The 25,330-nt window shown below is 50.8% G+C and carries 22 protein-coding genes and 1 other RNA gene; 17 read left to right on the plus strand and 6 right to left on the minus strand.

Annotated elements, in window-relative coordinates:
• Positions 1 to 2 precede the first annotated feature (2 nt).
• The 6 genes from P2G88_RS14430 (at position 3) to fliB (ending at position 6,798) form a co-directional block, all read left to right on the plus strand.
• Positions 3 to 710, plus strand: coding sequence for an ABC transporter ATP-binding protein (locus tag P2G88_RS14430; protein ID WP_275797156.1), 708 nt, complete (start codon positions 3 to 5; stop codon positions 708 to 710).
• Positions 707 to 1,864 (plus strand): FtsX-like permease family protein, encoded by a 1,158-nt coding sequence (locus P2G88_RS14435; RefSeq protein WP_275797158.1) that lies wholly within the window; start codon positions 707 to 709, stop codon positions 1,862 to 1,864. The genes P2G88_RS14430 and P2G88_RS14435 overlap by 4 nt, the downstream gene beginning before the upstream one ends.
• 5 nt (positions 1,865 to 1,869) lie before the next feature.
• Positions 1,870 to 3,054, plus strand: coding sequence for an ABC transporter permease (locus tag P2G88_RS14440; RefSeq protein ID WP_275797160.1), 1,185 nt, complete (start codon positions 1,870 to 1,872; stop codon positions 3,052 to 3,054).
• Between the two features lie 5 nt (positions 3,055 to 3,059).
• Complete coding sequence (locus P2G88_RS14445; protein WP_275797162.1) at positions 3,060 to 4,343, plus strand: DUF2254 domain-containing protein; 1,284 nt, start codon at positions 3,060 to 3,062, stop codon at positions 4,341 to 4,343.
• 63 nt (positions 4,344 to 4,406) lie between these two features.
• On the plus strand, positions 4,407 to 5,360 hold the full coding sequence (locus P2G88_RS14450) for an ABC transporter substrate-binding protein (protein ID WP_275797164.1): 954 nt from the start codon (positions 4,407 to 4,409) through the stop codon (positions 5,358 to 5,360).
• 136 nt (positions 5,361 to 5,496) lie between these two features.
• Positions 5,497 to 6,798 (plus strand): flagellin lysine-N-methylase, encoded by a 1,302-nt coding sequence (gene fliB / locus P2G88_RS14455; RefSeq protein ID WP_275797166.1) that lies wholly within the window; start codon positions 5,497 to 5,499, stop codon positions 6,796 to 6,798.
• A gap of 1 nt (position 6,799) precedes the next feature.
• Here fliB and P2G88_RS14460 read toward each other — a convergent pair whose 3' ends face one another.
• From P2G88_RS14460 to P2G88_RS14475, 4 genes are read right to left on the minus strand one after another with little or no spacing between them, the layout of a single operon-like run.
• A complete protein-coding gene (locus P2G88_RS14460) occupies positions 6,800 to 7,990 on the minus strand; it encodes an FAD-dependent monooxygenase (protein WP_275797168.1) in 1,191 nt (396 codons plus the stop codon).
• Positions 7,977 to 9,185, minus strand: a complete 1,209-nt coding sequence (gene ubiH / locus P2G88_RS14465; RefSeq protein WP_275797170.1) for a 2-octaprenyl-6-methoxyphenyl hydroxylase — start codon at positions 9,183 to 9,185, stop codon at positions 7,977 to 7,979. The genes P2G88_RS14460 and ubiH overlap by 14 nt, the downstream gene beginning before the upstream one ends.
• The gene (gene pepP, locus P2G88_RS14470) at positions 9,164 to 10,477 is read right to left on the minus strand and encodes a Xaa-Pro aminopeptidase (protein ID WP_275797172.1); all 1,314 of its coding nucleotides are present in this window, start codon (positions 10,475 to 10,477) and stop codon (positions 9,164 to 9,166) included. Before pepP ends, ubiH begins: the two co-directional genes overlap by 22 nt.
• Before the next feature lie 8 nt (positions 10,478 to 10,485).
• Entirely contained in the window at positions 10,486 to 11,046 is a 561-nt protein-coding gene (locus P2G88_RS14475; RefSeq protein ID WP_275797298.1) for a UPF0149 family protein, read from the minus strand.
• A 444-nt stretch (positions 11,047 to 11,490) separates the two neighbouring features.
• On the opposite strand from P2G88_RS14475, the gene ssrS reads away from it, so the two are divergent.
• Positions 11,491 to 11,673, plus strand: a non-coding RNA gene (ssrS, locus tag P2G88_RS14480) — 6S RNA.
• Here ssrS and P2G88_RS14485 read toward each other — a convergent pair.
• Positions 11,674 to 13,323 (minus strand): alpha/beta hydrolase, encoded by a 1,650-nt coding sequence (locus P2G88_RS14485; protein ID WP_275797174.1) that lies wholly within the window; start codon positions 13,321 to 13,323, stop codon positions 11,674 to 11,676.
• 213 nt (positions 13,324 to 13,536) lie between these two features.
• On the opposite strand from P2G88_RS14485, the gene P2G88_RS14490 reads away from it, so the two are divergent.
• Positions 13,537 to 13,953, plus strand: coding sequence for a DoxX family protein (locus tag P2G88_RS14490; protein WP_275797176.1), 417 nt, complete (start codon positions 13,537 to 13,539; stop codon positions 13,951 to 13,953).
• Between the two features lie 97 nt (positions 13,954 to 14,050).
• Here P2G88_RS14490 and P2G88_RS14495 read toward each other — a convergent pair whose 3' ends face one another.
• A complete protein-coding gene (locus P2G88_RS14495) occupies positions 14,051 to 14,473 on the minus strand; it encodes a DoxX family protein (protein WP_275797178.1) in 423 nt (140 codons plus the stop codon).
• A gap of 291 nt (positions 14,474 to 14,764) precedes the next feature.
• Between P2G88_RS14495 and P2G88_RS14500 the strand changes: the two genes are divergently transcribed.
• The 9 genes from P2G88_RS14500 (at position 14,765) to P2G88_RS14540 (ending at position 25,329) form a co-directional block, all read left to right on the plus strand.
• Positions 14,765 to 16,363, plus strand: a complete 1,599-nt coding sequence (locus tag P2G88_RS14500) for a GAF domain-containing hybrid sensor histidine kinase/response regulator (RefSeq protein WP_275797181.1) — start codon at positions 14,765 to 14,767, stop codon at positions 16,361 to 16,363.
• Positions 16,360 to 17,013 (plus strand): 5-formyltetrahydrofolate cyclo-ligase, encoded by a 654-nt coding sequence (locus P2G88_RS14505; protein WP_275797183.1) that lies wholly within the window; start codon positions 16,360 to 16,362, stop codon positions 17,011 to 17,013. The genes P2G88_RS14500 and P2G88_RS14505 overlap by 4 nt, the downstream gene beginning before the upstream one ends.
• The gene (gene rpiA / locus P2G88_RS14510; protein WP_275797185.1) at positions 17,000 to 17,653 is read left to right on the plus strand and encodes a ribose-5-phosphate isomerase RpiA; all 654 of its coding nucleotides are present in this window, start codon (positions 17,000 to 17,002) and stop codon (positions 17,651 to 17,653) included. The genes P2G88_RS14505 and rpiA overlap by 14 nt, the downstream gene beginning before the upstream one ends.
• A 151-nt stretch (positions 17,654 to 17,804) precedes the next feature.
• Entirely contained in the window at positions 17,805 to 19,034 is a 1,230-nt protein-coding gene (gene serA / locus P2G88_RS14515; protein ID WP_275797187.1) for a phosphoglycerate dehydrogenase, read from the plus strand.
• An 88-nt stretch (positions 19,035 to 19,122) separates the two neighbouring features.
• The gene (locus P2G88_RS14520; protein ID WP_275797189.1) at positions 19,123 to 19,764 is read left to right on the plus strand and encodes a methylamine utilization protein; all 642 of its coding nucleotides are present in this window, start codon (positions 19,123 to 19,125) and stop codon (positions 19,762 to 19,764) included.
• Entirely contained in the window at positions 19,757 to 22,108 is a 2,352-nt protein-coding gene (locus tag P2G88_RS14525) for an EAL domain-containing protein (protein ID WP_275797191.1), read from the plus strand. The genes P2G88_RS14520 and P2G88_RS14525 overlap by 8 nt, the downstream gene beginning before the upstream one ends.
• Positions 22,105 to 23,307, plus strand: a complete 1,203-nt coding sequence (locus P2G88_RS14530; RefSeq protein ID WP_275797193.1) for a hypothetical protein — start codon at positions 22,105 to 22,107, stop codon at positions 23,305 to 23,307. Before P2G88_RS14525 ends, P2G88_RS14530 begins: the two co-directional genes overlap by 4 nt.
• 5 nt (positions 23,308 to 23,312) lie before the next feature.
• On the plus strand, positions 23,313 to 24,227 hold the full coding sequence (locus tag P2G88_RS14535) for a hypothetical protein (RefSeq protein WP_275797195.1): 915 nt from the start codon (positions 23,313 to 23,315) through the stop codon (positions 24,225 to 24,227).
• A gap of 124 nt (positions 24,228 to 24,351) precedes the next feature.
• On the plus strand, positions 24,352 to 25,329 hold the full coding sequence (locus P2G88_RS14540; protein ID WP_275797198.1) for a tetratricopeptide repeat protein: 978 nt from the start codon (positions 24,352 to 24,354) through the stop codon (positions 25,327 to 25,329).
• Position 25,330: the final 1 nt, after the last annotated feature.

Below are 25,330 nucleotides of genomic sequence, written 5' to 3' on the forward strand. Positions count from 1 at the left end.
AAATGACGCATGAAAACCTCTTTATCCTGAAAAACTTATCCAAGCGTTTCGTTAAAGGAAAGGAAACCATCAGCATCTTCGATGGCCTGGATATGACCATTCCCAAAGGCGACTTCCTGGCCATTATGGGGCCATCAGGCTCGGGCAAAACCACGCTTTTGAATTTGCTGGGTGGAGTAGACCAACCCACTGGCGGCGAAGTGATTTTTGATGGCGAACGCGTAGATAGCCTTAGCGAAAGCCAACTGACCAAGTGGCGTGCCAATAACATTGGCTTTATCTTCCAGTTCTACAATCTGATGCCGATGCTAAACGCCGAGCGCAATGTGGAATTGCCCCTTTTACTGACTAACCTCAGCAGCAAGGAGCGCATGCAAAGGGTGCATACGGCGCTGAAATTGGTGGGCCTGGAAGACCGTGCCAAACATATGCCCAGTGAAATGTCCGGCGGTCAGCTGCAGCGGGTGGCCATTGCCCGCGCGGTGGTATCAGATCCCAAACTGCTGCTATGTGATGAGCCCACGGGCGATCTTGACCGTCAGACCGCCGATGAGATCCTGCAAATGCTGCAGCTGCTGAACCGTGATTTCGGTAAGACCATAGTCATGGTTACCCACGACCCGGCCGCCGCGCGCTATGCCTCGCGCACTCTGCATCTGGACAAGGGTCAATTTGTAGAGAAAGAACAGCTGATGGAGAAATCCGCATGAAAGACCTCTACCTGGTGTACAAGAACCTGACTCGCAAGAAAATGCGCCTGTTTCTCACCAGTTTGGCGATTTTTGTGGCTTTTCTGATTTTCGGTGCCGTCACTGCGCTGCAGGGCGCACTTAATTCCGGCATCGAAATGTCAGCGGATAATCGCTTGGTGGTTGTGCATAAAACCAACTTTACCAATCCCCTGCCCTACGCCTATGTCAACAAAGTGCAGAACATTGATGGCGTGCATCAGGTCACCCATGCCAACTGGTTTGGCGGCTACTATCAGGAGCCCGCCAATCAGGTGATCACCATGGCGGTGGATCCGGATACCTACTTCGATGTGTACAGCGAGTTGGTGGTCAGCCCTGAGCAAATGGCGGCCTGGAAGGCAAATCGCGCCGGCGTGATGGTGGGTGAACGCCTGGCCAAGGTCAACAATTGGAAGGTCGGCGATCAAATCCCTATTTCTTCGAATATTTTCTCCAAGAAAGAAGGGGGACATACCTGGGAGCTTAAGGTGGAGGGGATCTTCGGCGCCACCGATCCACAGGTGGATACCGGCTATATGGTGTTTCACTACAAGTACTTTATGGAAACCCAAAGCTGGGGCGGCGACAACGTTGGCTGGCTGGTGCTGACCACCGACGACCCGGCGATTAACGAACAGGTGGCCAAAGCCATCGACGAAACCTTTGCCAACTCCCAGGCAGAAACCGATACCAGTACCGAAAAAGCCTTTAACAAGGCGTTCATCGAGCAGATTGGCAATATCGGCCTGATTATCTTCGGTGTGGTGTTTATGGCTTTCTTTACCATCCTGGTGGTGGTGGGCAATACCATGGTGCTGGCAATCCGCGAGCGTACCGCCGAGATTGCAGTGCTTAAGACGTTGGGGTTTTCCTCACCCCGTATCTTTCGCATGATTTTAGCCGAATCCTGTCTGCTGTCTTTTCTGGGAGGATTATTGGGGTTAGGCGCGGCCTATCTGGCCGTAGACGGTGCCTCGGAGTTTCTGGCCCGCTTCCTGCCCAATCTGGTGCTGGATGGCAGCATTGCCCTGCAAGCCTTGGGCTACATGCTGCTACTTGGCCTTGTCACCGGCATCGTGCCGGCCATCAGCGCCTTACGTTTAAACATCATCAGTGGCTTTAGCAAGGGGTAATCAGGATGAGTATTTTTTCGCAAAGCTGGGCGGTGATCGTGATGAATATCCGCAGCCTGCCCAGACGCTTATGGATGTCGTTGGCCATGGTGTTGGCCAGTGCGGTGGTGGTGGCGGTGCTGCTGGCCTTTTTGGCCATGGCCAAGGGTTTTGAAGTAACCCTGCAAAGCGCCGGTGCCAAAGACGTGGCATTCTTTCTACGCACCGGCTCGGCAGCGGAGCTGAATAGCTCGGTAACCCGCGACCAGGTGAATCTGATTGCCGAGGCACCGGGTATTGCCAGAAGCGGCAACAGCCCCATTGTCTCGCCAGAGCTTTATGTGATTGTCGATGGCATCAAGAAAAGCAGCCTGACCGAAGCCAACATTCCGCTACGCGGCCTTGATCCTCAGGGTGTGGAACTTCGCCAGAACTTCACTCTGGTGGCTGGCCGTATGTTCGCGCCTGGCACCGATGAACTGATCGTGGGGGAAGGGATTCTGCGCGAATTCAACGGCTTCGATCTGGGTTCAGAGGTGCGCTTTGGCAAGTACAAATGGAAAGTGGTGGGCGTATTCAGCACCGGCGGCAATGTGTTTGAAAGTGAACTATGGGCCGATGCCAAGGTGATCCAAAGCCTGTACAACCGTGGTAGCACCTATCAGTCGGTGCGTGCCAAGCTCACCCCCGATGCCGATCTGGAAGCCATCAAAGCCTATCTTGAGAATGACCCGCGTATTACCCAGGAAGTACAAACCGAAGAGGCCTATTTTGCTGCACAAGGTAAATCCTTGAGCTATATGGCTATCTTTGGCCGGGTGATCAGCTCGGTGATGGCCTTTGGTGCACTGGCCGGCGCCCTGAACACCATGTATACCTCGGTGGCGGATCGGGCCAAGGAGATAGCCACCCTTCGCGCCATTGGTTTTAGTCATTTCTCTGCCTTTGTGGGGACCATGGCCGAGGCACTGGTGCTGGCGCTGATTGGCGGCATAGTTGGTGCGCTGTCTGCCTTTGCCTTGTTTGACGGCATGAATGCGTCGACTCTGGGTGGCAGCTTTACCCAAGTAGTCTTCAGCTTTGAGATGAGCCCCGAGTTGGTACTGCAAGGGGTTTATCTGTCACTGATCATCGGTTTTGTCAGTGGCTTTTTCCCGGCCTGGCGCGCAGCTAGTGTGCCGGTGGCTGTCGCCTTTCAAGGGGGACGCTAGGAGTCATGCCTGCATCAAAGGCCGCTTATGCCCTGGCAGACCGTCTGCGGTTTTGGCTAAACCGTTTAGGCGAGCGATTGTGGGTGCGACCCCTTGTGGTTTGTCTGCTCTCCATCGCGGCGGTCTTCCTGGCCAAATGGCTGGAAGGCACGGCGGTCGATGACTATCTGCCGGATGTGGGACGCGCCTCCGTAGAGGCGCTGCTCTCCACCCTCTCTGCCAGCATGTTGGTGATCGCTACCTTTTGTGTGGGCTCCATGGTCTCCGCTTATGCCAGTGCGGCGTCCACCGCCACCCCACGCTCCTTTAACCTGGTCATTGCCGATGATGTCTCACAGAATGCGCTGGCCACCTTTGTGGGTGCCTTTATTTTCAGTATCGTCGGTATTGTCACCGCCAAGAGTGAGTATTTCTCCGCAGGTGGCTACTTTATTCTGTTTTGCTTGACCCTACTGGTTTTCGCGCTGGTGGTGTTTACCTTTATTCGTTGGGTCGACCGCATTGCCAGGCTCGGCCGCATCGGTCCCACCATCGAAAAAATTGAACAGGCTACCCACAAGAGCTTACAAAATTACCGCCTTCGTCCCCATCTTGGCGGCTCCCCATTGGCATCGGAAGAAACCTTTCTTACACCACTTCTGGCAGACAAAGTGGGTTATGTGATGCGGGTAGATCTTGCCCTGTTGCAAAAGCAGGCAGAACGATTAGGTTGCCACATTCGCATCAATGCGATGCCGGGAGATTTGGTTATCACTGACAAACCTTTAGCCTGGTGGGTCGGTAAACTAAAAGAGGCTGAGATTGACCAAGAGGCCTGCCGCAAAGCCTTTGTGGTAGGCAAGGCCAGAACCTTCGATGAAGATCCGTATTTTGGTTTGATGACCCTGTCACAAATTGCCATGAAAGCCCTGTCCCCCGCGGTCAATGATCCCGGCACTGCGGTGGATGTACTTAGCAGTCAATTGCGCTTGCTGGTGCAATTTACCCAACCCACCAATGAAGAAGAGACATCACCAATCCTCTTTGCGCGCGTACAAGTCCCGCCGCTCTCTTCCGACAGATTGCTGGATAATGCGTTTTCCGGCATAGCCAGAGATGGTGCCAGTAGTATTGAAGTAGTGCGCATGCTCCTGCTCTGTCTGGAGACGTTGGTACAAAGCGAGCGTGACGATATTCGCCAAAGTGCATTGATGCTCACTCACAAAGTGTTGGCCCATGCCAAGAAGAACCTGACACTGGAGGAAGAAATCCAGCAAGTTCAAAAGGATGCCGACTTTTTGGAACATTGAGGCTATTGTTAAAAACTGGAATACAGGGGCTATACTGTTCAAAAAAGCGAGAGCAAAACCATCGTGAATGCAGTGACTCGAATTTTGTTTCGCAACCTCCCCATTCTGGTGATGTTTGCCTGCCCTGCGGCAACTGCCGATACTGATTTACTGGTCTCGTACGAGCTAGGCGGTAAAGTTTATCAGGTGCAAGGTAGTAAGACTGCCGACGGTTATCTTTTCAATGCCGACGAGCCCGGTAAAAGTCTTAAAATTATGACCCTGAACTGGCCGCCTTATATTGGTGAACATACCTGTAAACAAGGTTGGGTGCAGCAACTGACCATTGCCCTTTTGCATAGCCGCGGCTATAGCGTACTGTCACAGTTCAGACCCTGGGCCAGATCCGTTTATGAGGTAGAAAACGGCATGGCAGACATTCTCTACCCCGAATACCTGATCGAGGCAGAGGCACCCTCTGATGTGTTTGCTAAAACCAAACGCCTTGATCACCTGGCCTTGTCCAACTCTTTCCCCGGTGGCAGTATTGCCCTGATTAAGCGGCGTGGTGAACCCGACCCCTATCAAGGCGATTTACATAATCTTAAAGGATCATTGATTGGGGTGGTCAGGGGTTACCAGAATACCCCGGAATTCGATGCCCTGATGGACAGCGGCTATTTTCGGGTGATGGAAACCACCAACGATCAGCAACTTGCTAAGATGTTGGTGGGTAACCGGGTGGACTTGATTATCGGCGATCCCAAAGTCATTTTTACCGAGCTTAGCCAGGTGGATTTGCCCGGCCCGCAAGCCGCATCAGCCATCGCCAAACTGGAGGTGTTGGAGCCGGCATTACAATATAACCCGCTTTATTTTGCTCTGAGCCGCAAGCGGCCACAGTGGCAGCAGGTGCAAGCGGATATCAATCAAGCCCTCAACCAGTTTGAAAAAGCCGGCGAAATTCAGGCTATCATCAATCGCACCATGGAAAGCTGCAGCCCACCTGATGACGATGAAGAAAGTAATCAACAATAGTATGTAATGCAGTCGGCCCCAATTTAGATAGAGTTTTGATTTTTTCTGGCCTGTTACTTGCTGTTCCTGCTGTATTGTCGTCAATTGCATGACGTTTGCGGCAAATCATCATTCTCAAATTTAATCAATACAGGAAATGACTGCTTTGCCACATCGCCATGACGCTCCATCTCATAACAGAGCACCAATTGCCCCATCCGCATCGCAATTGAAGCAAATTGTTGTACCTAAGTTTTACAAAACCTTTCAGTGTATTGGAGCGGAGTGTGAGAACCATTGTTGCCATGACTGGACAGTGACGCTGGATAAAGACACTTACCAAAAATATAAAAAGCACGGGGATATCAAAGTACGGCAGATCGCCCAAAAACACACAAGTAGCTGTGGTCAACACAGTCTGAATTACCGGCAAATTAAGATGGACAAGGATGGTAACTGTCCCTTTTTAGACACTGATCGCCTCTGTTATCTGCACAAATACCATGGAGAGGAAATATTGCCAGCTACCTGCCAAATTTATCCGAGGGAAGATCGTCTGATGGGCACTGATTTGGTATCCAGTCTCTCTATTTCCTGTCCGGAAGCGGCAAGAAATATACTGCTAGATCCAAGCGCTATGGTGCTGGATCTAGAACCTCTGTCCGCCCGACAAGCCTTACCCAAATTCTATCTTACGGGTCAGATTGACGATATCGAAACTCTGAGACTGTTCAAAGATGCTGCCTTTGCTGGGCTGCTCGCAGAAAACACAGAGACGGTGGAAGGACGGCTTTATAACCTTGGATTCTTATTCAGATTAACGGCGCAGCGGTTAGCCCAAAAAGAAGCACTCAGGCCTTTATTCACTAACTTTACTCAGCTAATTCACGACGGAAAACTCAACGACTTGTTTGCTAAGACTCAGCCTGCCCAGAAGGCACAGGAATTTGTGACCCAACAGCTTCTTGGAGATGGGGGTTTTATTCGAGACAACCAGGCATTTACTCACTATCAACAACGCGCATTCAAAAAAGTCATCAGCAAGACTCAGATAACACAAGCCGCTGATAGCAATAGCCCTGTTGCAGAGGGCAGACTGGACCTGAAAGACTTCTATAACAGCCATTGCCGGCAAGGCTTTACCTCATTAGTGGATAGTCATGGCCATGCCTTTATTAACTTCTTTCTGCATTGGGTATACAGCACACCTTTTGACCTGACTAATGCCGACCGCCTGTTTGCCCGGTTCGCACAATTCACCCTGAAGTTTTTCTATATTCGTCTCATCTGCAGTCTTTTGGCCGATGATGAGGAGCATGGAGCACTCTTGGTCGGCGTTATTCATAGCATTTCAAGACGAGCCGATCACGATACTCATCTTGCCAATGAGGTCTATCAGCGCTTGCAGGCCGGTGGAATGGCCCAGCATGAACATTTCCTGGGCCTGATTAAAGTTTAAGCTAGGGCGCTAGCTCTTGGTGACTTCCTACTGCCAATTGAATGGCAATTTGTTTTGCTATCGGAAGTGAATCCACCGTATTCATTCCCAGGCCTCGTATAAGTTTTTTAAGAGGATGGTTACCGTCAAACAAACGCTTAAAGCTCTCCATCGCCGCAATCATCTTCACTGCTTCGGTTTTACGCCAGCGCTCATACGGGCGTAAATGTTTGGCCAGGCCAATATCCACTCCCTGCGAATGCAAGTTTAACAGTGCATCGGCCAAAGCCGCCGCATCCATCATGCCCAAATTGGCGCCCTGCCCGGCCAATGGATGGATGGTATGGGCGGCATCTCCGGCTAACACGACTCTGTCTTTTAACCACTGATTGGCATAGCGCATGGTCAGCGGATAACTGGCCCGCTCACTTTCAAGATGGCACAGACCAAGTGTGGCGCCAAAGGCGGCGGTCAGTGCCTTGTCAAAATCGGCCTTGTCCATCTGCATCAATTGCTGTGCTTTGGCCGTATGTTGTGACCAGACGATGGAGCAAAGATGAGGCTCAAAAAGCGGTAAAAAGGCCAATGGGCCAAAAGGTGTAAACACCTGCCTGGCCGTGTTGCCATGCACCTCTGCGGTGCGGACGGTGGCCACGATGGCGCTATGCTCGTAGTCTTTAAAGCGGATGGGTAAACCGGTCAATTTTCTGACCATAGACTGTGCACCATCAGTGCCTACCACCAACGCTGCACTGATGACTTTGCCGCTTTTGAGCTTTGCTGTCGCCTTTTCCGGCATTAACTGAAGGTCTGTCAGAGCATCATCAACCAGCTCCACATTGTCTGCCGCTAACAGCTGCTCGCCAAGGGCGTTCAACACCACCTGATTTTCAATGATATGACCAAGATGCGGCAAATGGAGCTGCTGATGATCGAAGTCGATGGCCGCAAAACTATCCTGCTCCCACACTGACATATGGGTATAAGGAGCAACACGCTGTGACACTATGCCCTTCCAGGTGCCTAACCGCTTCAGCAGATTTTCGCTGGCCTGATTAATGGCACTGACCCGCAGCTCGGGGGATTTACCTAAGGCACGCATAGGATGAGGCTCTGCCAGCACGGCCACCTGTAGCTTACTGTCCTTCAGCGCCAGCGCCAGTGACAATCCGACCATACCGCCACCGACAATTACAACATCATAGCTTTGCAACGCTTTTCTCCTTCGCGCTCTTGCCCATGGCCCGCCAGGCCAGGCCATCCGACAGCGGCCCGCAGCGTGACATCAGGGTTAATCCGAGGTTACGTCCCACTACCAAGGGCAGGAAGTCATTGGAAAAGGTTTTGACCAAGGTATCGGTCAGACCTATCACCTGCTGCTGATCACCAATACGCTGGCGATGATAACGATGCAGAAGTTGGAAGCGGCCAATATCCTCTTCCTGTGCTCCCGATTGCAACAGGTTAGCCAGCGCTTCCACATCACGAAGGCCAAGATTAAAGCCCTGACCGGCAATAGGATGCAGTGTATGCGCCGCATTACCCAGTAGCACCGTACGGTGGTGAACGCTTTGCCCGACAGTGACCAGACGCAGCGGATAACCGGCCCGTATGCCTACCCGTACAAAGCGGCCCAGCCCATAGCCAAAGGCCTGCTGCAGGCGCTGTAAAAAAGTCACATCATCCAACTGCAAATAGGCATCCAACTCGTCAGCGTGAAGACTCCAGACTAATCCACCATAACGCTCAGACAGCGGTAAAATGGCCAAAGGGCCGCTTGGCGTGAAGCGCTCGTGGGCAACATACTGATGGGGCCTGTCCATTTCGACATTGGCTACCAGCGCCGCTTGGCCATAGTCTTGGATGCGACTTTGGATACCCAGTAGTTTGGCCGTTGGCGAGTCACCACCATCGGCAATGACCAGTAGCCTGCTATGCAGGGTTTGCCCGGAGGCCAGCGTTAACACAACCTTTTCCTGCTGTTGCTCAACGCTCACAACCCTGTCCGGGCAATGCCAGGTAATGGCTTTGCCACTTAGCGCTTGATGTAAATCTTCGCCCAGTTGCTGCTGGCTGACTACCAGTCCCAGCGCATCCACATCCAAACGCTTGGCATCCAGGCTGCATTGCCCCAAGTGCCCCTTGTCGCTTACTTTAATATGGCGGATCGGTGTGTACCGGCTGCTATCCAGCGATAATCCCAACTTGGCTAAGTATTGCGCAGAGTGATAGGCCAGGGCGATGGTGCGCCCATCGAAACTGGGGTGGTTTTGCGAGGCCTGATAGGCTTTGGCCTCAATCACAGTGATCTTAAGGCCGGCGTCGGCCAAAGCCAGTGCCAGCAGGCTGCCGATGGTACCGCCACCGACAATCACCAGGTCTTGGTTTATCGGTGCTGTGCCATCCAAGTCTCTATCTCCTCAATGGTCTTCGGGGCGCCAACGGTGAGGTTTTCAAACCCGTTCGGAGTGATCAACAAATTATCTTCAATACGAATGCCGATGCCTTTGTATTTGTCATCTACCTCAGCATCACAGGCCACGTAGATCCCCGGCTCCACCGTTAACACCATACCTGGCGCAAAAGGACGGTCTTCGCCTTCTTGTTTGTAATCCCCCACATCATGCACATCCAGACCTAACCAGTGCCCCAAACCATGCATAAAAAATTGCCGGTAGGTTTTCTCTTCCAGATTTTGTTGAAGATGTCCACTTAACAACCCAAGTTCCAACAGACCTTCGGTGATGACCCTTGATGCCACTTCTGTGGCCTGGACCAAGGTGCTACCCGGTTTGATCTGCTCAAATGCCGCCAGCTGCGCTTTAAGCACCAGGTTATAAAGCTCGCTTTGGGCCTCGGTGAATTTACCGGTTACCGGAAAAGTGCGGGTAATATCGGCAGCGTAACCATCCAACTCGGCACCGGCATCGATCAATACCAGGTCACCGGCTTTAAGTTCATCGCTATTTTGGGTGTAGTGCAAAATGCAGGCGTTTTCGCCGCTGCCAACTATGGTGCCATAAGCGGGGTGACGGGCACCCTGCATGGCAAATTCATGATGAAGCTCTGCTTCCAGTTGATACTCATAACGTCCCGGACCGCAGAAAGCCATGGCCCGTTTGTGTGCATCCACCGAGATCTGTGCAGAGCGGCGCATCAGGGAAAGTTCGGCATCGGACTTAAACAGACGCATTTCATGGATAAGATGGCGCACATCAACCAGGGTGTTGGGGGCTTTGTAACCTTTTTTTGGGGCTGCTCGCAGCGCAGCCAGGGTGTTAAACACCAATTGATCAGCACTGGGATAGCTGCCCTGGGCAAAATACAGATGGGATTTGCCGTTAAGATAGTCAAGCAACTTGTCGGCAGCGTCTTCGATTGCGTAGGCTTCGTCCATACTCAGCTGTGTCTTAGCCATATCAGGCCCTAAGCGCCTGCCCTGCCATATCTCGGCTAATTTGTCTTTTGGACGGCAGAAAAGCACGCAGCGCAGCTGCCCATTCAGCTTTTCCAGCAACAACAAAGCATCTGGCTCATTGAAACCGGTCAGATAGAGAAAGTCACTATCCTGGCGAAACGGATACTCCGTATCGCGGCTTCGTGTCGTTTCGGCTGCCGCCTGCACCACACACAAGCTATTGTCAGCCATGGATTCTGCCAATCTCTGGCGGCGCTGTGCATATTCACTTTGACTGATCATAGGGCGTTTTAATGCAAGGTTTTGGGTGGATTAATCTGGCCATCAGCACGCTTGCCCAATTCGTTAAAGCACAACATGGAAGAAACGCGCACATATTCAAGCACCTCATACAGGGCCTGCTCAGACTCCTCGTCCTCATTCATTTCTTCTTCCATGCGACTGATCTCGGCAAAGTCTTCCAAGGCCTCACGTACATCGTCTGAACAACTACGTAAATCACTTTGAAACAGTCCAAAGCCCAGCATAAAACCTTGCACCCAGTTAAGCAGTGCCTGGCCTCTGTCGTTGATTGGCGCGGCATCATCCGGCAGACACAGGGCCAGGGAGAAATCATTGGATTGCAATTGCTTCAGGGTACCCTGGAACAAGTCATTAAGTGACTGCTTCACGGCATCTGACAGGGGCTCGCCCTGATTGATAAAATCGGCCAGCGCACTCAGCCACTCTTTACTTTCTGGCGGCATACCGCCGGCTAACATCCCAACCATCATGCCTTGCAATTCTGCCGCGTCGCTGGCAATGGTCTGGGCCATCAATAGGGAGCAAAGATCGTCGTAAATTTTATGGATGTCGGTCAAACTGAATACTCTATCTGAAAGCGGCTGGACTGTTAGTGTACCCGCTGTGCCGGGCTTTGACATCACTTTGCGCGAGATTGTCTTCTTAGTATTAATAGCTATTTTGCAGATCTATCAGCCAGTTAGACCAAATTAACGGCATTTGCACCGACTCAGATAAAAGCTTACTGGTGTTCGCCAACAGCAAAGGCTTATAATGAAAGGGCGTTGAGTTAAAAGCGCGATAAGAACCAAAACAAAAAAACGCTGTCTTGGATAATATAGACAAGACTGCTTCTCAACCGGCAAGGACGGTCAACATTGACTGGTGCAAAGACTGCTTTGCAGACCGCCTGGTCAGGCAGCAAAAATCGAATTTAGGGCGTCACCCATGTGATTAACTCTTACGGATTACCGGCAAGCAGTTAATAACCAAGGTGTCTCCCAACACAGTTACGTCTCCTGGGATGTTAGCCGGCTCAGTCATGTCCCTGGCCGATGCTATCATCAAAGGGGGTTGATTCTTCTGCTTTTGTGCAGGCTCGGCTCGTACCGAGAAGCCTACGGTAGTGATGATACTCCCGCCCTGAACTTTCGGTTCAAGGGCGAATACTGAGCAGCGGCATCGCCGGGAGACACCTACTTTTCCATGACAGAACGCCACGTGGCGAGCAACGCCTCTTTCGTCAATGCCAAGGCGTCGCTGTTACGATAGGAGTCATGGGCAGATTGAACAATAATCTGCACCTCTGCATCTTTTAGGCTGGCGCTGAAATACTCAACCACACCATCGCTAATCGTCTCACAATCCTTCTCACTGCAATGCAGCTCTCCCTGACTACCGACGATAGAGAAAACCTTTACACCGGGTGCAAAGGGCAGTCGGCTTAATTCATCCATAAGAGGATGCCCCGGCGCCAAGACCTCGATACTATTGGGGCCGCCTTCCGCCAGATAGGGAGACATTTCGCTCCTGACATAGGCCAGCAGCCGCCTACCACTCTGCGTAAAAAGGCCAGTGAATTGCCCCGGTAAGTTGACAAATGCCGAGGCCAGACTGCCCACCGTCGAACGAGCCAAATTGCTGCCTCTGTGCGGTGTATCCATCAGTACCAAGGTGCGCACATAGGGTCGTGGCGAAAAGATGAAGATATCCCGAATTTCCTGCATATTGCTGACGGTTTCAGCCAGTGCTTCCGGGGATTGGGAAAAGGTGCGGTCCCACAACGCCATACCAGAATCAGTGGCAAACATCCTTGCTATCAGTCCCCCCATGCTGTGACCTACGACCACCATATTGGTAGCAGCCAGCGATTGCTTGTCATGAGATAAGGTAGCCACCAGGTGATCTGCAGCCGCCCGTATGCGCATGGCGTTGTAAAAAGGAGGCGGACCGCTGGGGTAAAAGGCATGCCAGACCTGGAATTTTTGCGACAACATGGGATCACTAAAAATCATCCAGCTGAGGTGACTCCAGATCAGCGGATTGGAGTTAAGGCCGTGGATCATTAAAACCGGAATTTTGTTGGCATCGAAGGGTTCCAGCAAGTAGATACCAAAACGCTGATCTACCTTGACTGCATTAAACAATCCTTGCCAAGAAATGCTGTCTAACTCAGCGTGCTCCAATAGCAACAGGTATGCAGGACCTGCACCATCAGCCAAGCTGTAAAGGTTCTCTCCCAGTGAATATTGCTTATTGTGTTTATGATCTATTGCCACAAAAGATAAGCTGATTTCCTGCTCGCTCAACTGAACGCTATCCAGCAACAAAGTTAGGCCCCTGAAGATCCCTTCCGGCGGATAGAAGCTATCAATACCGTGGTTTTGGTTTGGCCTATGGGCGATCAGCGCCTGCCCTAAGCTCTCCTGTTGCCAATCGGGTCGATAGTACTCGGGCTGAACATGCAAATCTTGCGCAAACCAAAAACGCTCGAATGCCATCCCTTGCTCATCTGTTGGCAAAGATATAGCCAGGCGCAAAATGCCAAGTTCCAGCGATGATGAAAAACGATCCCGTGAATACAATAGTCTCGCCAACTTGCCGGTAAGTTCGTTATAGCGATTCAACAGGGCGAAACGAGTTTGTGGGTCCAGTTCCGGCGCTTGCAGCAACTTCTGACTGCAATATAAATGCACGGCATCTACCAGCCTTTGATCCTCCGAGAACGCGCTAGATCGCAGGCATTGCATTAAAGATGATTTTTCGTGCAGACGTCCCGATGACAGAGCCTGCAATAACGACCGACTCGGCATGTTGAATTCAATATCGGACACTTCTGCAGCCATCGGTACTGCTGGACTAATGCTTACATAACGCGCAGAGCTGCAACCGAGCATAAAAATTATGACCACCCACTGCAGTACAAGCAAAGAAAAACGCTTCAGCATCAAACAATCATTCCATTAATTAGAACCAAAACTGCAATTTAATGCGATTTTAATTCTATTATTTTGAAGCAATAATCTTCATCGTCAAATCAACGTTATGAGGGTTACCTGATGAAAAGTGAAATCTTGAAACTGGATCCACAAGGCAACTTCGCCGCTTCTGTTAATGTAGTCGCACGTTTGCTGATTGTCGGCTTATTCTTCTTGGCAGGGGTCAGCAAAATTAGCGCATACGATGCGACCGCGGGCTGGATGGAGGCGATGGGTGTCCCCGGCGCTTTGTTACCTTTAGTGATTATTGCCGAGGTCCTCGGCGCACTGTTACTGATTATTGGTTTCCAAACACGCTTCGTTGCTCTTGGCCTGGCCATCTTTACGCTGGTGTCCGCCTTTGTATTTCACCTGGACTTTAGCGACCAAACACAGTTTCTGATGTTTTATAAGAACCTGTCTATCACCGGCGGATTCCTGATCCTGATGTTACTTGGAGCGGGACGCTTCAGCCTGGATGGAAAACTGAATCAATAGCGAAGAATTCGGCCGCCCAGAGGGCGGCCCTTCGTTCCACTGGGCCTCTAGTCTCTCTGCGTCAGTCGGAGCCCATAGCGTACGTAAATGCCCTTTTTCAGTGACTCGCTTTAAACTGACCATCCAAACTAAAGCGCCCGCCCCCCAATAACATCAGCGCAAGAAAGCCACCGGTGATAGACAGGTTCTTATAAAACATCAGAAACTGTGTTTGGTCGCTGAATTCAGTATGGAAAAGAAAAGCGGAGAGAATGGTAAAGGCGGCCAACCCCAGCGCAACCAGTCGGGTTTGGTAGCCCACTATCAGCAAAATGCCGCCAAATACTTCAGCCATTATGACCAGGGGTAATAAACTTCCGGGGACGCCATTCGCTTCCATCCAGCTAGCGGTCATCTCATAAGCGCCGATTTTGCTGGTACCAGCCAGCAGAAATAAAGTCACCAAAAAGACACGAGTTACCAGATTCAAAGCTGCACATAACGAAGAGTCGTTTTGTAGCTTTAATAGTTCAGTTTTCATGAAACATTCCTTTAGAAGATGTGGTTTATCTGTTGTTCAGATTCTGCCTTTGGCACCAATCGCCATTCAAAGGCCTGGGTGCAACTAAGCAATGATTAAACTGAGCAGAAATGAGTATGGCTGGTTTTGCTAAAAATTAAATGACGATAGTGCTTTGCCGCCCGTCGGCTGACTTTGTCTTTTCCCGAAAGTCTGTCTTTTAGCACTTTTCTTACTTTATCCGGTAAAGCTGTTGTCACAGACCCGCACCTCTGGCTAGGATTAGAGAAAGCGTTGTAAACGAGATTAAATATGCCTGCGGCTCCGTTTCCTGCCGATGAACTGGACAGATTACAAGCTCTTCTGGATTACGAGGTATTGGACACCGAGGCCGAGCAGTCATTTGATGATTTAACCAATCTCGCCAGCCACCTTTGTGATACCTCAATTGCGCTGGTCAGTTTGATCGATACCACCCGTCAGTGGTTTAAAGCTAAAGCCGGTTTGGAGGCCTGTGAAACGGGACGGGATATCGCCTTTTGTGCCCATGCAATTTTACAACGGGATATATTTGAGATCCCTGATGCCAAGGCCGACCCGCGCTTTGCAGAAAACCCCCTGGTAACCGGTCCGCCGTTTATCCGCTACTATGCAGGGGCACCGTTGGTAACACCGCAGGGATATGCGATTGGTACACTTTGTGTTATCGATACTCGTCCAAAATCACTGTTGCGCTCACAAAAGGAAGGATTGCAGATCTTGGCCAGGGCTGTGGTGTCTCAGTTGGAATTGCGCAAGAGTCTGGATAGGCAAGCTAAGCTTAGCCAGTTCAAAATGGACTTTTTCTCCAATATGAGCCACGAGTTGCGTACTCCACTCAATGCCATTTTGGCGCTCAGCCAACTGATGCAAGAGCAAATTGTTGGTGCATCCCCGAATTTAGATCAGCTTTTTCAGAATCTGAAAACCATAGAGTTCAGTGGTGAGCGGCTGCTTAACCAAATCAACAATGTGCTGGATATAAGTAAGCTGGAAGCAGGCAAAATGCGCTTGGTGGAAAGGGATTTTGATTTTCGCACTACCTTCACTCATGTCTATGACATGCTGGCGCCGCAGGCCAAAGCCAAACAACTGGATTACCGCTTACATATAGATCATGCGCTACCGCCGTTCTTATATATGGATGAAGACAAAGCCATTCAAATCCTGACGAACCTGCTGTCCAACGCTGTCAAATTTACCCTGCCGGGCAAACAAGTGAGCACTTACATTCAAAAGAAAGACGATTGGTTGGAGATTATGGTCAGAGACCAGGGCATTGGTATTGCCCCCGATTATCAGAAGCGCTTATTCCATCGTTTTGAGCAAGTCGCAGAGCAAAAAGGCGGTACCGGATTAGGGTTGGCCATTTGCAAATCCTTGGCAGAGCTGATGGGCGGCGAAATCTTTGTCACCAGTGAGCAGGGGAAAGGCTCGTTGTTTAAGGTCAGGTTGCCATTCAATGAAGGCAAATGCCCTTTGATTGATCAAAATCCGCTACTGACGCTGAAGACCGATCTAGATATTTTACTGGTGGAAGATAATGCCATTAATCAGGATGTAGCCAGGGCGGTTCTGGAGAATGAGGGGCTGACAGTGAAGATTGCCCCGGATGGGGAACAGGCCATTGCGCTGGCCGCAAAGCAACCCTGGTCTATGGTGCTGATGGACAGGCATCTACCCGATATGGACGGGATTGAAGTCAGCAGGAAGATAAAGGCACTGTGCCCGGATTTGCCTATTGTGATGTGGTCTGCCGATCAACATGTTCAGCATCATCCCAGTACCAAAGATGCCGGCATTGCCGATTATCTGAACAAGCCGCTGGATAAAAATGCACTGATTCGGGCTTTGAACAAGTATGGAAAATGACCCCAGTCAATAGTCAAACCCTGCGCCAATCCTTTCGTCAGAAGCGCCGCAGTCTGGATCATCAGGCCCAAACACAAGCCGCTTTCGAAGCCAGCAATCTGTGCCTGACATTAGCTCAAGTCAAACAGGCAAAGCGGATTGCCTTTTATTTGGCCAATGATGGTGAACTGGATCCTGCACCGTTAATCCATCGCTGCTGGGAACTGCAAAAGGAGGTGTATCTGCCGGTGCTGCATCCCTTTAGTCAGGGCTATCTGATGTTTGTGCGCTATACCGCGGATACCCCCATGGCGGCTAACCGCTTCGGTATTGCTGAACCGCAAATCGAAACACAGAGCATTTGTCCGCTGGCAGAATTGGAGCTTATTTTTACCCCTTTGGTGGCCTTCGACGCTAAGGGTAATCGTATGGGCATGGGAGGCGGCTTTTATGATCGCACGCTGGCCCCGATTTATCGCGATAAACTTAAGACCCAGGTAATTGGCTTGGCTCATGACTGCCAACTGGCAGTCGATTTGCCGGTGCAACCCTGGGATATTCCGCTGCATGGGGTGGTGACCCCATCCAGATTTTACTCCTTCTGCGCGGCGACTTCGGGTACGCTATCGCCGTCAGAACACAATCGATGTAATAGCCATGAATCAAAATGAAATGAAGAAAGCGGCGGCCTTGGCTGCCCTAAAATATGTGCAGGATGACGCTATTGTCGGCGTCGGTACCGGCTCCACAGTGGGCTACTTTATTGAGGGTCTGGCAGACCTTAAACACAAAATTCAGGGCGCCGTGTCCAGCTCAGATGACTCTACGGCCAAACTCAAAGCCGCAGGGATCGAAGTATTCGATCTGAATAGCGTTGACGACTTGGACATCTATGTGGATGGTGCCGATGAAATCACCAGCCACAAAGCCATGATCAAGGGCGGTGGCGCAGCACTCACCCGGGAAAAGATTGTGGCGGCGGTGGCTAAGCAATTTATCTGCATAATTGATAAAAGTAAGCAAGTTGGCGTATTGGGAGCCTTTCCTTTGCCAGTGGAAGTGATCCCCATGGCGCGCTCTTATGTGGCCCGTGAGTTGGTCAAACTGGGAGGCGATCCGGTATGGCGACAGGGTGTGGTCACCGACAACGGCAACCATATTCTGGATGTTCATAACCTGGAAATTCTCAAACCCATGGAGTTAGAAAACCGCATTAACCAGATCGTGGGCGTGGTCACTAACGGCTTGTTTGCCAATCGTGGCGCCGATGTGGTGCTGGTAGGCACCAGCGAAGGCGTTGTCACCCTCTGATTTAAATGCAAAGTGGGCGTCCTCAATCATTAGGACGCCGCTTGCTTTTTAAGCTTTCCTACTAAGATCCCCTTTAATCGGCTTGGCGCTTCTGGTAATTTAGCCATCCAGACGGCCTTTAAGTTTATTCCCAACTCTCCAGGAACACGCCATGAGCAAAGTATCACTGCCCAAAGACAAAATTCGTATCTTATTGCTAGAAGGCGTACATCAGAGTGCATTGGCCACGCTAAAAGCGAATGGCTACACCAATATTGAGTATCTGAAAACCTCCCTCGGTGAAGAGGAACTGGTGCAGAAAATCCAGGATTTCCACTTCGTTGGTATTCGTTCCCGCACTCAATTGACCGAGACAGTCTTTGAGGCGGCGCAGAAACTGGTGGCAGTCGGCTGCTTTTGTATTGGCACCAACCAGGTAGATACCGAGGCGGCAGAACGCCGGGGCATTCCGGTATTTAACGCCCCCTTCTCCAACACCCGCTCGGTGGCGGAATTGGTCTTGGGCGAAATTTTGCTGCTTTTACGTGGTATTCCTTTGAAAAATGCTCAGGCTCATCGTGGAATTTGGGATAAGAGCGCCAATGGCTCCTTTGAAGCCAGGGGTAAAACCCTGGGCATTATCGGTTACGGCCATATCGGCACACAGTTGAGTATCATGGCAGAGCATGTCGGTATGCGTGTGCAATTCTACGATATTGAGAACAAGCTGGCTCTGGGTAATGCCCAGCAGGTGCATAGCCTCAACCAATTGCTGAAAAGCTCCGATGTGGTCACCTTGCATGTGCCGGAAACGCCACAAACCAAGGATATGATCGGTCCGGCCGAATTGGATGCCATGAAGCCAGGTGCCATCCTGATTAACGCATCCCGCGGCACAGTGGTGGACATTGAGGCCTTAGCCGACGCTTTGCGCGAAAACAAAGTGGGCGGTGCGGCAATTGACGTTTTCCCGGTTGAACCAAAATCCAACGACGAAGAATTCGTGTCACCGCTTAGGGAATTCGACAACGTTATCCTCACCCCTCATGTAGGCGGAAGCACCCAGGAAGCCCAGGAAAATATTGGTGTTGAAGTGGCAGGTAAACTGGCTAAATACAGCGATAACGGATCCACCTTATCGGCGGTCAACTTCCCCGAAGTATCTCTGCCAGAACACCGGGGACGTTCCAGACTGTTGCACATTCACCGTAACATCCCCGGCGTACTGACCAAAATCAACCAGGCTTTTGCCGAGAAAGGCATCAACATTGCCGCTCAGTACCTGCAAACCACCCCTAACATTGGTTATGTAGTGATCGATGTTGATTCTGATCATGCCGATGAGGCATTCCAGCACCTTGCCAGCATCGAAGGCACCATTAAGACCCGCATTTTGCATTAATCGGGAAGGGGCGGAATAGCATGCCGCCCCTTTACCTCTCCGATGATAGGGGTATAGTTATGCCATACCTTTTGCCATCGGAATATCAATGACTTATCGCTGGTCCTTGGGCTGGATCCTACTTTTTGCTTGTAGCGGAATGGCAGCCGAGCTGGAAGTCGAAGTCAAGGCACCGGATAGCCGCCCACTGGCACATGCCGTGGTCTATCTGCTATCTGATGCACCTCTGCCCCCGGTAAAACCTGGTACCGTGGCGGAGATGGACCAAATCAAAAAGCAATTTAAGCCCCATATTCTGGTGGTGCAAAAAGACACCCAAATTGTTTTCCCCAATTCAGACTCCATCAAGCACCATGTGTATTCCTTTTCACCGGCAAAAACCTTTGAGTTGCAGTTGTATAAGGAGAAGCAGCCCGCATTGCCTTTCGATACACCGGGCCAGGTAGAATTGGGCTGCAATGTGCATGACTGGATGTTGGGCTATATCTATGTGGTAGACACTCCATATTTTGCCCAAACCGATGCCAGTGGTGTTGCCAGAATTGAAGCTCCAGCTGGCAACTACCGGCTTTATCTGCGCCACCCCAGAATACAGGACGCGCCAGAAGCCCTGGAGACTCCTTTGCAACTCGGCGAGAAGACCAGACATCGCTTTGTATTGCAACAACCCTTGCTACCCTCTCTTCAATCTTTTGAAGAGGATACGGACGAATTTTCCGGTTATGAGTAATGTTTTGCCAGTGAAACTCAATAGTCTGAGAAGCCGCATGCTGCTGGTCTTCCTGCTGATGCTGGCACTGATCATGGTGGCGACATTGGTGACGGTACAAACCGCAACCTATGGTCACTCCACAGGCCAGGTTAGAAGTCACGCCCTGACCTCAGCCCGAGTCGTGCAAGACAAAATTCAGAACCGCGCCACTCAGTTGAGTACAGCGCTCAGTACTTTTTCACAAGATTTCAGCACCAAGGGGTTGATCAGAACAGGCAAAGACGATCCTGCCTCACTTCGTTCCGCCTTGGGTAACCATCAAAAACGCATGGAAGCAGACTTGAGTTGGGTGTTGGACCAAGATGGAAGGTTGCTCAGCAGTACCGCAGAGACCGAGGCAAAGCATCTGGAAGTATCGGCAGAACGTTATCTGACTGGCGGCATCCACTGGCTTAAGCTCGATAACCACTACTACCTGGTGCAAGCCGCACCAGTAAAGTTTGTGGAAAGCTCACCAAGGGCTAATGCCTGGCTATTTGGCGCGATTGATGCTGCGAAGTTAATCGAACAGCAGTTAGTCGAGTTAACAGACATGCAAGTCAGTTTGATGGCCGATGGCGCCGTGGTCGTGGGTAGCACCTTACCCATGGTACAGGCAGAAACACTGCTCAGCCAGGTCAATCAGGTGCTTCACTCCCCGGGCAGCCTGAAGTTGGATGACATGGAACTGCTGTTTTTCACCTTCCCCATAGGTCAGGCTGATGCTCTGAGTTTGCAGTTGGTGCTGGTCACCCCTGCCGATAAAGCCTATTTATCCTACAACAGTCTTTTAGGGCAATTAGCCCTTATCCTGGCCCTGGCGGCAGCCCTGGCACTGATCGCCGCCATTGTCGTATCCAATGGCATTACGAGGCCGCTGACCTCGTTAGTGTCCGTGACTAACAAAATCAGTAAAGGCCAGTATATCGATGAGGTGCCGCAATCCAGTACCGCAGAAATTGCTTCCTTGTCAGGGGCTATTAGTGAAATGCAGCAGGGCATTCGCCAACGTGAGTTGGAAATACAGCAACTGGCTTATTTCGATGCCCTGACTGGTCTGCCCAACCGCAACCAATTCAACGAGCAGTTGCGCGAACTTATTGCTGCCCAAAAAGCGGTTACACTGCTGGTGATGGACCTCGACCGATTCAAAGATATCAACGATACTCTGGGTCATGGCATTGGCGACCAATTGCTCAAGTTGGTCGCGAACCGCTTGGCAACGCTGGCAGTACCCAATCTGTTTATGGCCAGGCTTGGCGGAGATGAATTCGGTTTACTCTGTTTTGACGATAAACAGGTGGACGCCGACACTTTCGCCAAAAAAGTGCGGGCCATTTTTGAACAGCCCTTTGCCATCAATAAAATTGTGTTGGAGTTAGACGCCAGTATCGGTTTGGCGGTGTGCCCTGAGCACAGCAGTGATCCGGATAATCTGGTACAACTGGCTGATATCGCCATGTACAGCTGCAAAGGTCACCATCACAGTTATGCCATCTATGCACCGGCACTGAACAAGTATTCGGTACAGCGCCTGAGCCTGATGACAGAGCTGAAATCGGCTTTGGCTTCCGACCAACTGCAACTGTACTACCAACCCAAGCTGGATCTTAAGAAGAGTAAGGTGGTTGGGGTGGAATGTCTGGTGCGCTGGATCCACCCGGTCCATGGTTTTATTGCGCCCGACCAGTTTATTCCTTTGGCAGAACAAACCGGTGCCATCCGTCATCTGACCAATTGGGCACTGAGAAAAGCATTACAGCAGCAACAAGCCTGGCGTAATCTTGGTTTTGAATTGCAAGTAGCGGTCAATATCTCCGCCCTTGATCTGGTGGACATGAAATTGCCTGAGCACTTAGCCGCTTTGTTAGATGAGTACCAGGCTAATCCCTCCAGCCTGATCCTGGAAGTGACTGAAAGCGCGCTAATGATGGATGCAGAGGCCGCCATGCGGGCGCTGCAGCGTATTCACGATATGGGATTGGTACTCTCTATTGACGATTTTGGTACCGGCTATTCCTCTATGGGTCAACTCAAGCAGATGCCGGTACATGAATTGAAAATAGATAAAGCCTTTGTCCTGGATTTGGCCAACAACAAAGACGATCAGGTGATGGTCAAAACACTGGTGTCACTTGCCCAACACCTGGAACTGAGCACAGTGGCCGAAGGCGTGGAGGACGAACAAGCCCTGTCTATGCTAAGGGAGGTCGGTTGCGACAAAGCGCAAGGCTTTTATTTAAGCAAACCACTACCGGCGGCACAGTTTGAGAGCTGGCTGAGGAGCTATCAGCCTCCCCTGGCAACAGAGTTGAATGCGTGAAGCCCCTGTTTACTGCCGCTTTACTGATTTGCCTGCCAGTTCAGGCAGCACAACTCTCAGGTGTGGTACAGACCGCATTGGTGTCCGCTGACGACAGCCACAGTTGGCAAAATGACGGTACCGGACTGCTCCGCCATGACGATAATGGTATTGCGCTTGAACAGTCACTGATACGCCTGGAACAGACTTTAAACACAGATTTTTCATTGGATATAGTGGCCAATTACCATGCCGATGGTGAACAACACCTGGGCTTAACCCAGGCCTTGCTGCAATACAAACCCTTGTCTGCAGGCACAGTTAAATTCAAGGCTAGGGCCGGCTTCTTTTATCCACAAATGTCGCTCGAAAATCTAGATACAGGCTGGTTATCCCCCTATCACTACACGCAAAGCGCAATTAACAGCTGGTTGGGAGAGGAATTGCGTATCGCTGGGCTGGAAATGAGTTTGTATAGTCCTGGACGGCAGCGCCGCAGTCCCTGGTCATGGGAGCTGTATGTCGGCGCTTTTCGTGGTAATGACCCTCTCGGCACTCTCATCAGCTGGCGTGGCCTCGCGCTGCATGATCGGCAAAGTCTGCACAACGACAGGGTTGAATTTGCCCCTTACCCTTCTGTAGTTGACCCATCGCGCATCAATCACCCTGACTGGGTAGAGCCCTTTCATGAAATTGACGGCAAAACAGGAGGCTATGCCGGCCTGCACCTGTCCTATTTTCAGCGCTTCGAACTTCGTTATTATTTTTATGATAACCGCGCTAATCCCCTGGCAGTCAACGCGCAGCGTCTGTATGCGTGGCATACCCGCTTTCACTCACTGGCTACGTCTTATCAGCTAACGGCAGAGACAAAGTTCATTGCTCAATGGATGCAAGGAGATACAGAAATGGGGCCGCGCGGGGTTGAAGCAGACTTCGACGCCTGGTATCTGCTGCTCACCCATCACATTGCACAGCACAGACTTAGCCTGCGTCTGGATCGCTTTATGGTCAGAGAAGACGATATCTGGCCCTGGGATTATAACGACAGTGATGGTCGTGCACTGACCCTGTCCTGGCGCTATGACCTATCATCCCAATGGCAACTGGGGCTAGAGCAACATTTCAACCAAAGTACTGTTGTTAATCGCGCGACGGTCGGCGAAAATATGGATACCGAACAGAATCAGACCCTCGCCATCGTGCAGTTTCGTTGGTAAACATATTGCGTCTCACTCAACTGACTTTCTTCCTCCTTGTAGTAGCTCACTTGGCGACCTTGAGTGTTGCGGCCAAAGCCGATGTTGATATTCATGCGCTTTGTTTAACCTCACCCAAACGCTGTCTTGAACAAGTGCCTGCGCAATTAGCAAAGGAGAAGGAGGGCAGTCGTAGTTGGTATCGCTTGAAGATCTATGAACTGGATTCATTGCTGCATTTGTTACAGCTGGACAGGTTAAAAGAAGCCCTTCAGTCTGTGGCGCAAAGAACAGACCAGCCTGATGCATTCCGAATCCGCCTGTACACTCACCAGGCAAAACTGCTGACCTTAGAAGGTAAGCAGGAAGAAGCTGCAGACTATCTAAGCAAAGCCATCGTGTTACTGGATCAGGGTCACCAGCTATTTCCTGCACCGCTGCTGCAGGTGCATATTGCCAACTTACAGCTCTATCAGGGCCAGTATGCAGAAGCACTACAAAGACTGCTGGCAGCAGAGGATAAGTTCAGCAAAGGTGGCTCTGCGCTATTTAACTTGGAGCTCTATACCAATCTTGGCCATGCCGCCTCTTACATTGAAGATTATAAAGGCCAACTGAAATATCGCCAGCAGGCGCTCAGGTGGGCAACTCTCTTAGAGAATCAACACCAATTGGGCATTGGCCTCTACAATCTGGCCAGGGCACATCAAGCGCTGGTGCAATATCAGCCGGCCCTGGACTACTTTGAAGAAGCCTACCAGGCGTCTTTGGGAGCCGGGGACAAAGCCACTGCTCATCAAGCCTTGCTAAGGCTTGCCCAAGTCAGTTTGGACAATGGTCAATACAGCCAGGCCAAGCATTTTTTCTCTAGGCTGGAGAGCGAGTATTTACCTCCTCCTATGCACAAACTCGAACAGCAATTAAACGATTTGCTGAACTAGTTCTTCTCGACCTACAGCCACTCTCTTAGTAACAGGGCCGCTACAAGCAGTGACTTGCACTGCGAAAATTGGTATAAATTCTGCATTGGTCCCCCGCATTAGTGCAATTTCGTTGGTAAGTATCTTGCGCCGCGTTTCATTCTGTTTTGCTGTCTATTCAACCCTTGCATTGTCCATCTGTAGCCTGCCCTCAATGGCCTCGGAAGAAGCGCCCGTTGATATTCATAGCCTTTGTCAAAGTTCTCCCGTTGCTTGTATAGAGCACCTCCCTGAAGAGCTTGCAAAACAAAAAGAAGGTAGCCGTAGCTGGTATGCGCTGAAAATATACCAGTTCGATGCTTTGCACATTCTGGAGCGCAGCGATGAACTAAAAGCAGCAATATCGCCGTTTCTGGCCATGCCAAACTTACCTGTTATGTTCAGTGCACATCTTTATACCCACTATGCGAAATTGCTAAGCGTGGAGGGCGATAAGAAAATGACAGATAAGTACCTGAATAAGGCAATTAACCTGTTGGATGAAAACCACAAGCACTTTTTGTCGCCTATGTTGCAAGTGCAAATTGCTAACCTTGAGCTTTATCAGGCCCGCTATAGGCAAGCTTTTGACAGACTGCAGGCTGTCGAGGTCGACCATGGTGAGGGCGGAACAGCCCTGTTCCAATATGAGCTATATAATAACTTAGGTCATGCGGCATCTTTCCTTAAGGATGTTGATGGGCACCTCAAGTACCGTCTGAAAGCCATGGAATGGGTAACGTTGTTACAAAATCAGCAAAAGCTAAGCGAGGGCGTTTACAACCTGGCGCGGGCTTATCAAGGCTTAGAACAACATGAGAATGCATTAACTTACTTTTCTGAAGCCTATCAGTTAGCTACACAAGCAGGTGATGAGGTTAGTGCGCAGATGGCCTTGCTAAGGCTGGCAGAGGTTAGTCTGGCCTGTGGTCAAAAGGAAAGAGGAAAAGCCTACTTACAACAACTGGATGAAAGCAAATTGCCGGAAACCGCCCGGGATTTATGGACTGAACTCAGTGGGTTGTTGGGCGCAACAGGCAAGCGAAAAGATGAAGAAGGCCGCATTATTGCGGCCGTGAACTAAA

The sequence above is a fragment of the Aliiglaciecola sp. CAU 1673 genome (assembly GCF_029223185.1).
GTDB lineage: Bacteria > Pseudomonadota > Gammaproteobacteria > Enterobacterales > Alteromonadaceae > Bowmanella.

Coding starts and splice junctions, on each gene's coding strand:
- P2G88_RS14495 (WP_275797178.1), bottom strand. CDS start 14,473: ATGAAAACTGAACTATTAAAGCTACAAAACGACTCTTCGTTATGTGCA.
- P2G88_RS14445 (WP_275797162.1), top strand. CDS start 3,060: ATGCCTGCATCAAAGGCCGCTTATGCCCTGGCAGACCGTCTGCGGTTT.
- serA (WP_275797187.1), top strand. CDS start 17,805: ATGAGCAAAGTATCACTGCCCAAAGACAAAATTCGTATCTTATTGCTA.
- P2G88_RS14525 (WP_275797191.1), top strand. CDS start 19,757: ATGAGTAATGTTTTGCCAGTGAAACTCAATAGTCTGAGAAGCCGCATG.
- P2G88_RS14485 (WP_275797174.1), bottom strand. CDS start 13,323: ATGGCTGCAGAAGTGTCCGATATTGAATTCAACATGCCGAGTCGGTCG.
- P2G88_RS14490 (WP_275797176.1), top strand. CDS start 13,537: ATGAAAAGTGAAATCTTGAAACTGGATCCACAAGGCAACTTCGCCGCT.
- pepP (WP_275797172.1), bottom strand. CDS start 10,477: ATGATCAGTCAAAGTGAATATGCACAGCGCCGCCAGAGATTGGCAGAA.
- P2G88_RS14505 (WP_275797183.1), top strand. CDS start 16,360: ATGACCCCAGTCAATAGTCAAACCCTGCGCCAATCCTTTCGTCAGAAG.
- P2G88_RS14435 (WP_275797158.1), top strand. CDS start 707: ATGAAAGACCTCTACCTGGTGTACAAGAACCTGACTCGCAAGAAAATG.
- P2G88_RS14430 (WP_275797156.1), top strand. CDS start 3: ATGACGCATGAAAACCTCTTTATCCTGAAAAACTTATCCAAGCGTTTC.
- P2G88_RS14500 (WP_275797181.1), top strand. CDS start 14,765: ATGCCTGCGGCTCCGTTTCCTGCCGATGAACTGGACAGATTACAAGCT.
- P2G88_RS14440 (WP_275797160.1), top strand. CDS start 1,870: ATGAGTATTTTTTCGCAAAGCTGGGCGGTGATCGTGATGAATATCCGC.
- fliB (WP_275797166.1), top strand. CDS start 5,497: ATGACTGCTTTGCCACATCGCCATGACGCTCCATCTCATAACAGAGCA.
- P2G88_RS14520 (WP_275797189.1), top strand. CDS start 19,123: ATGACTTATCGCTGGTCCTTGGGCTGGATCCTACTTTTTGCTTGTAGC.
- rpiA (WP_275797185.1), top strand. CDS start 17,000: ATGAATCAAAATGAAATGAAGAAAGCGGCGGCCTTGGCTGCCCTAAAA.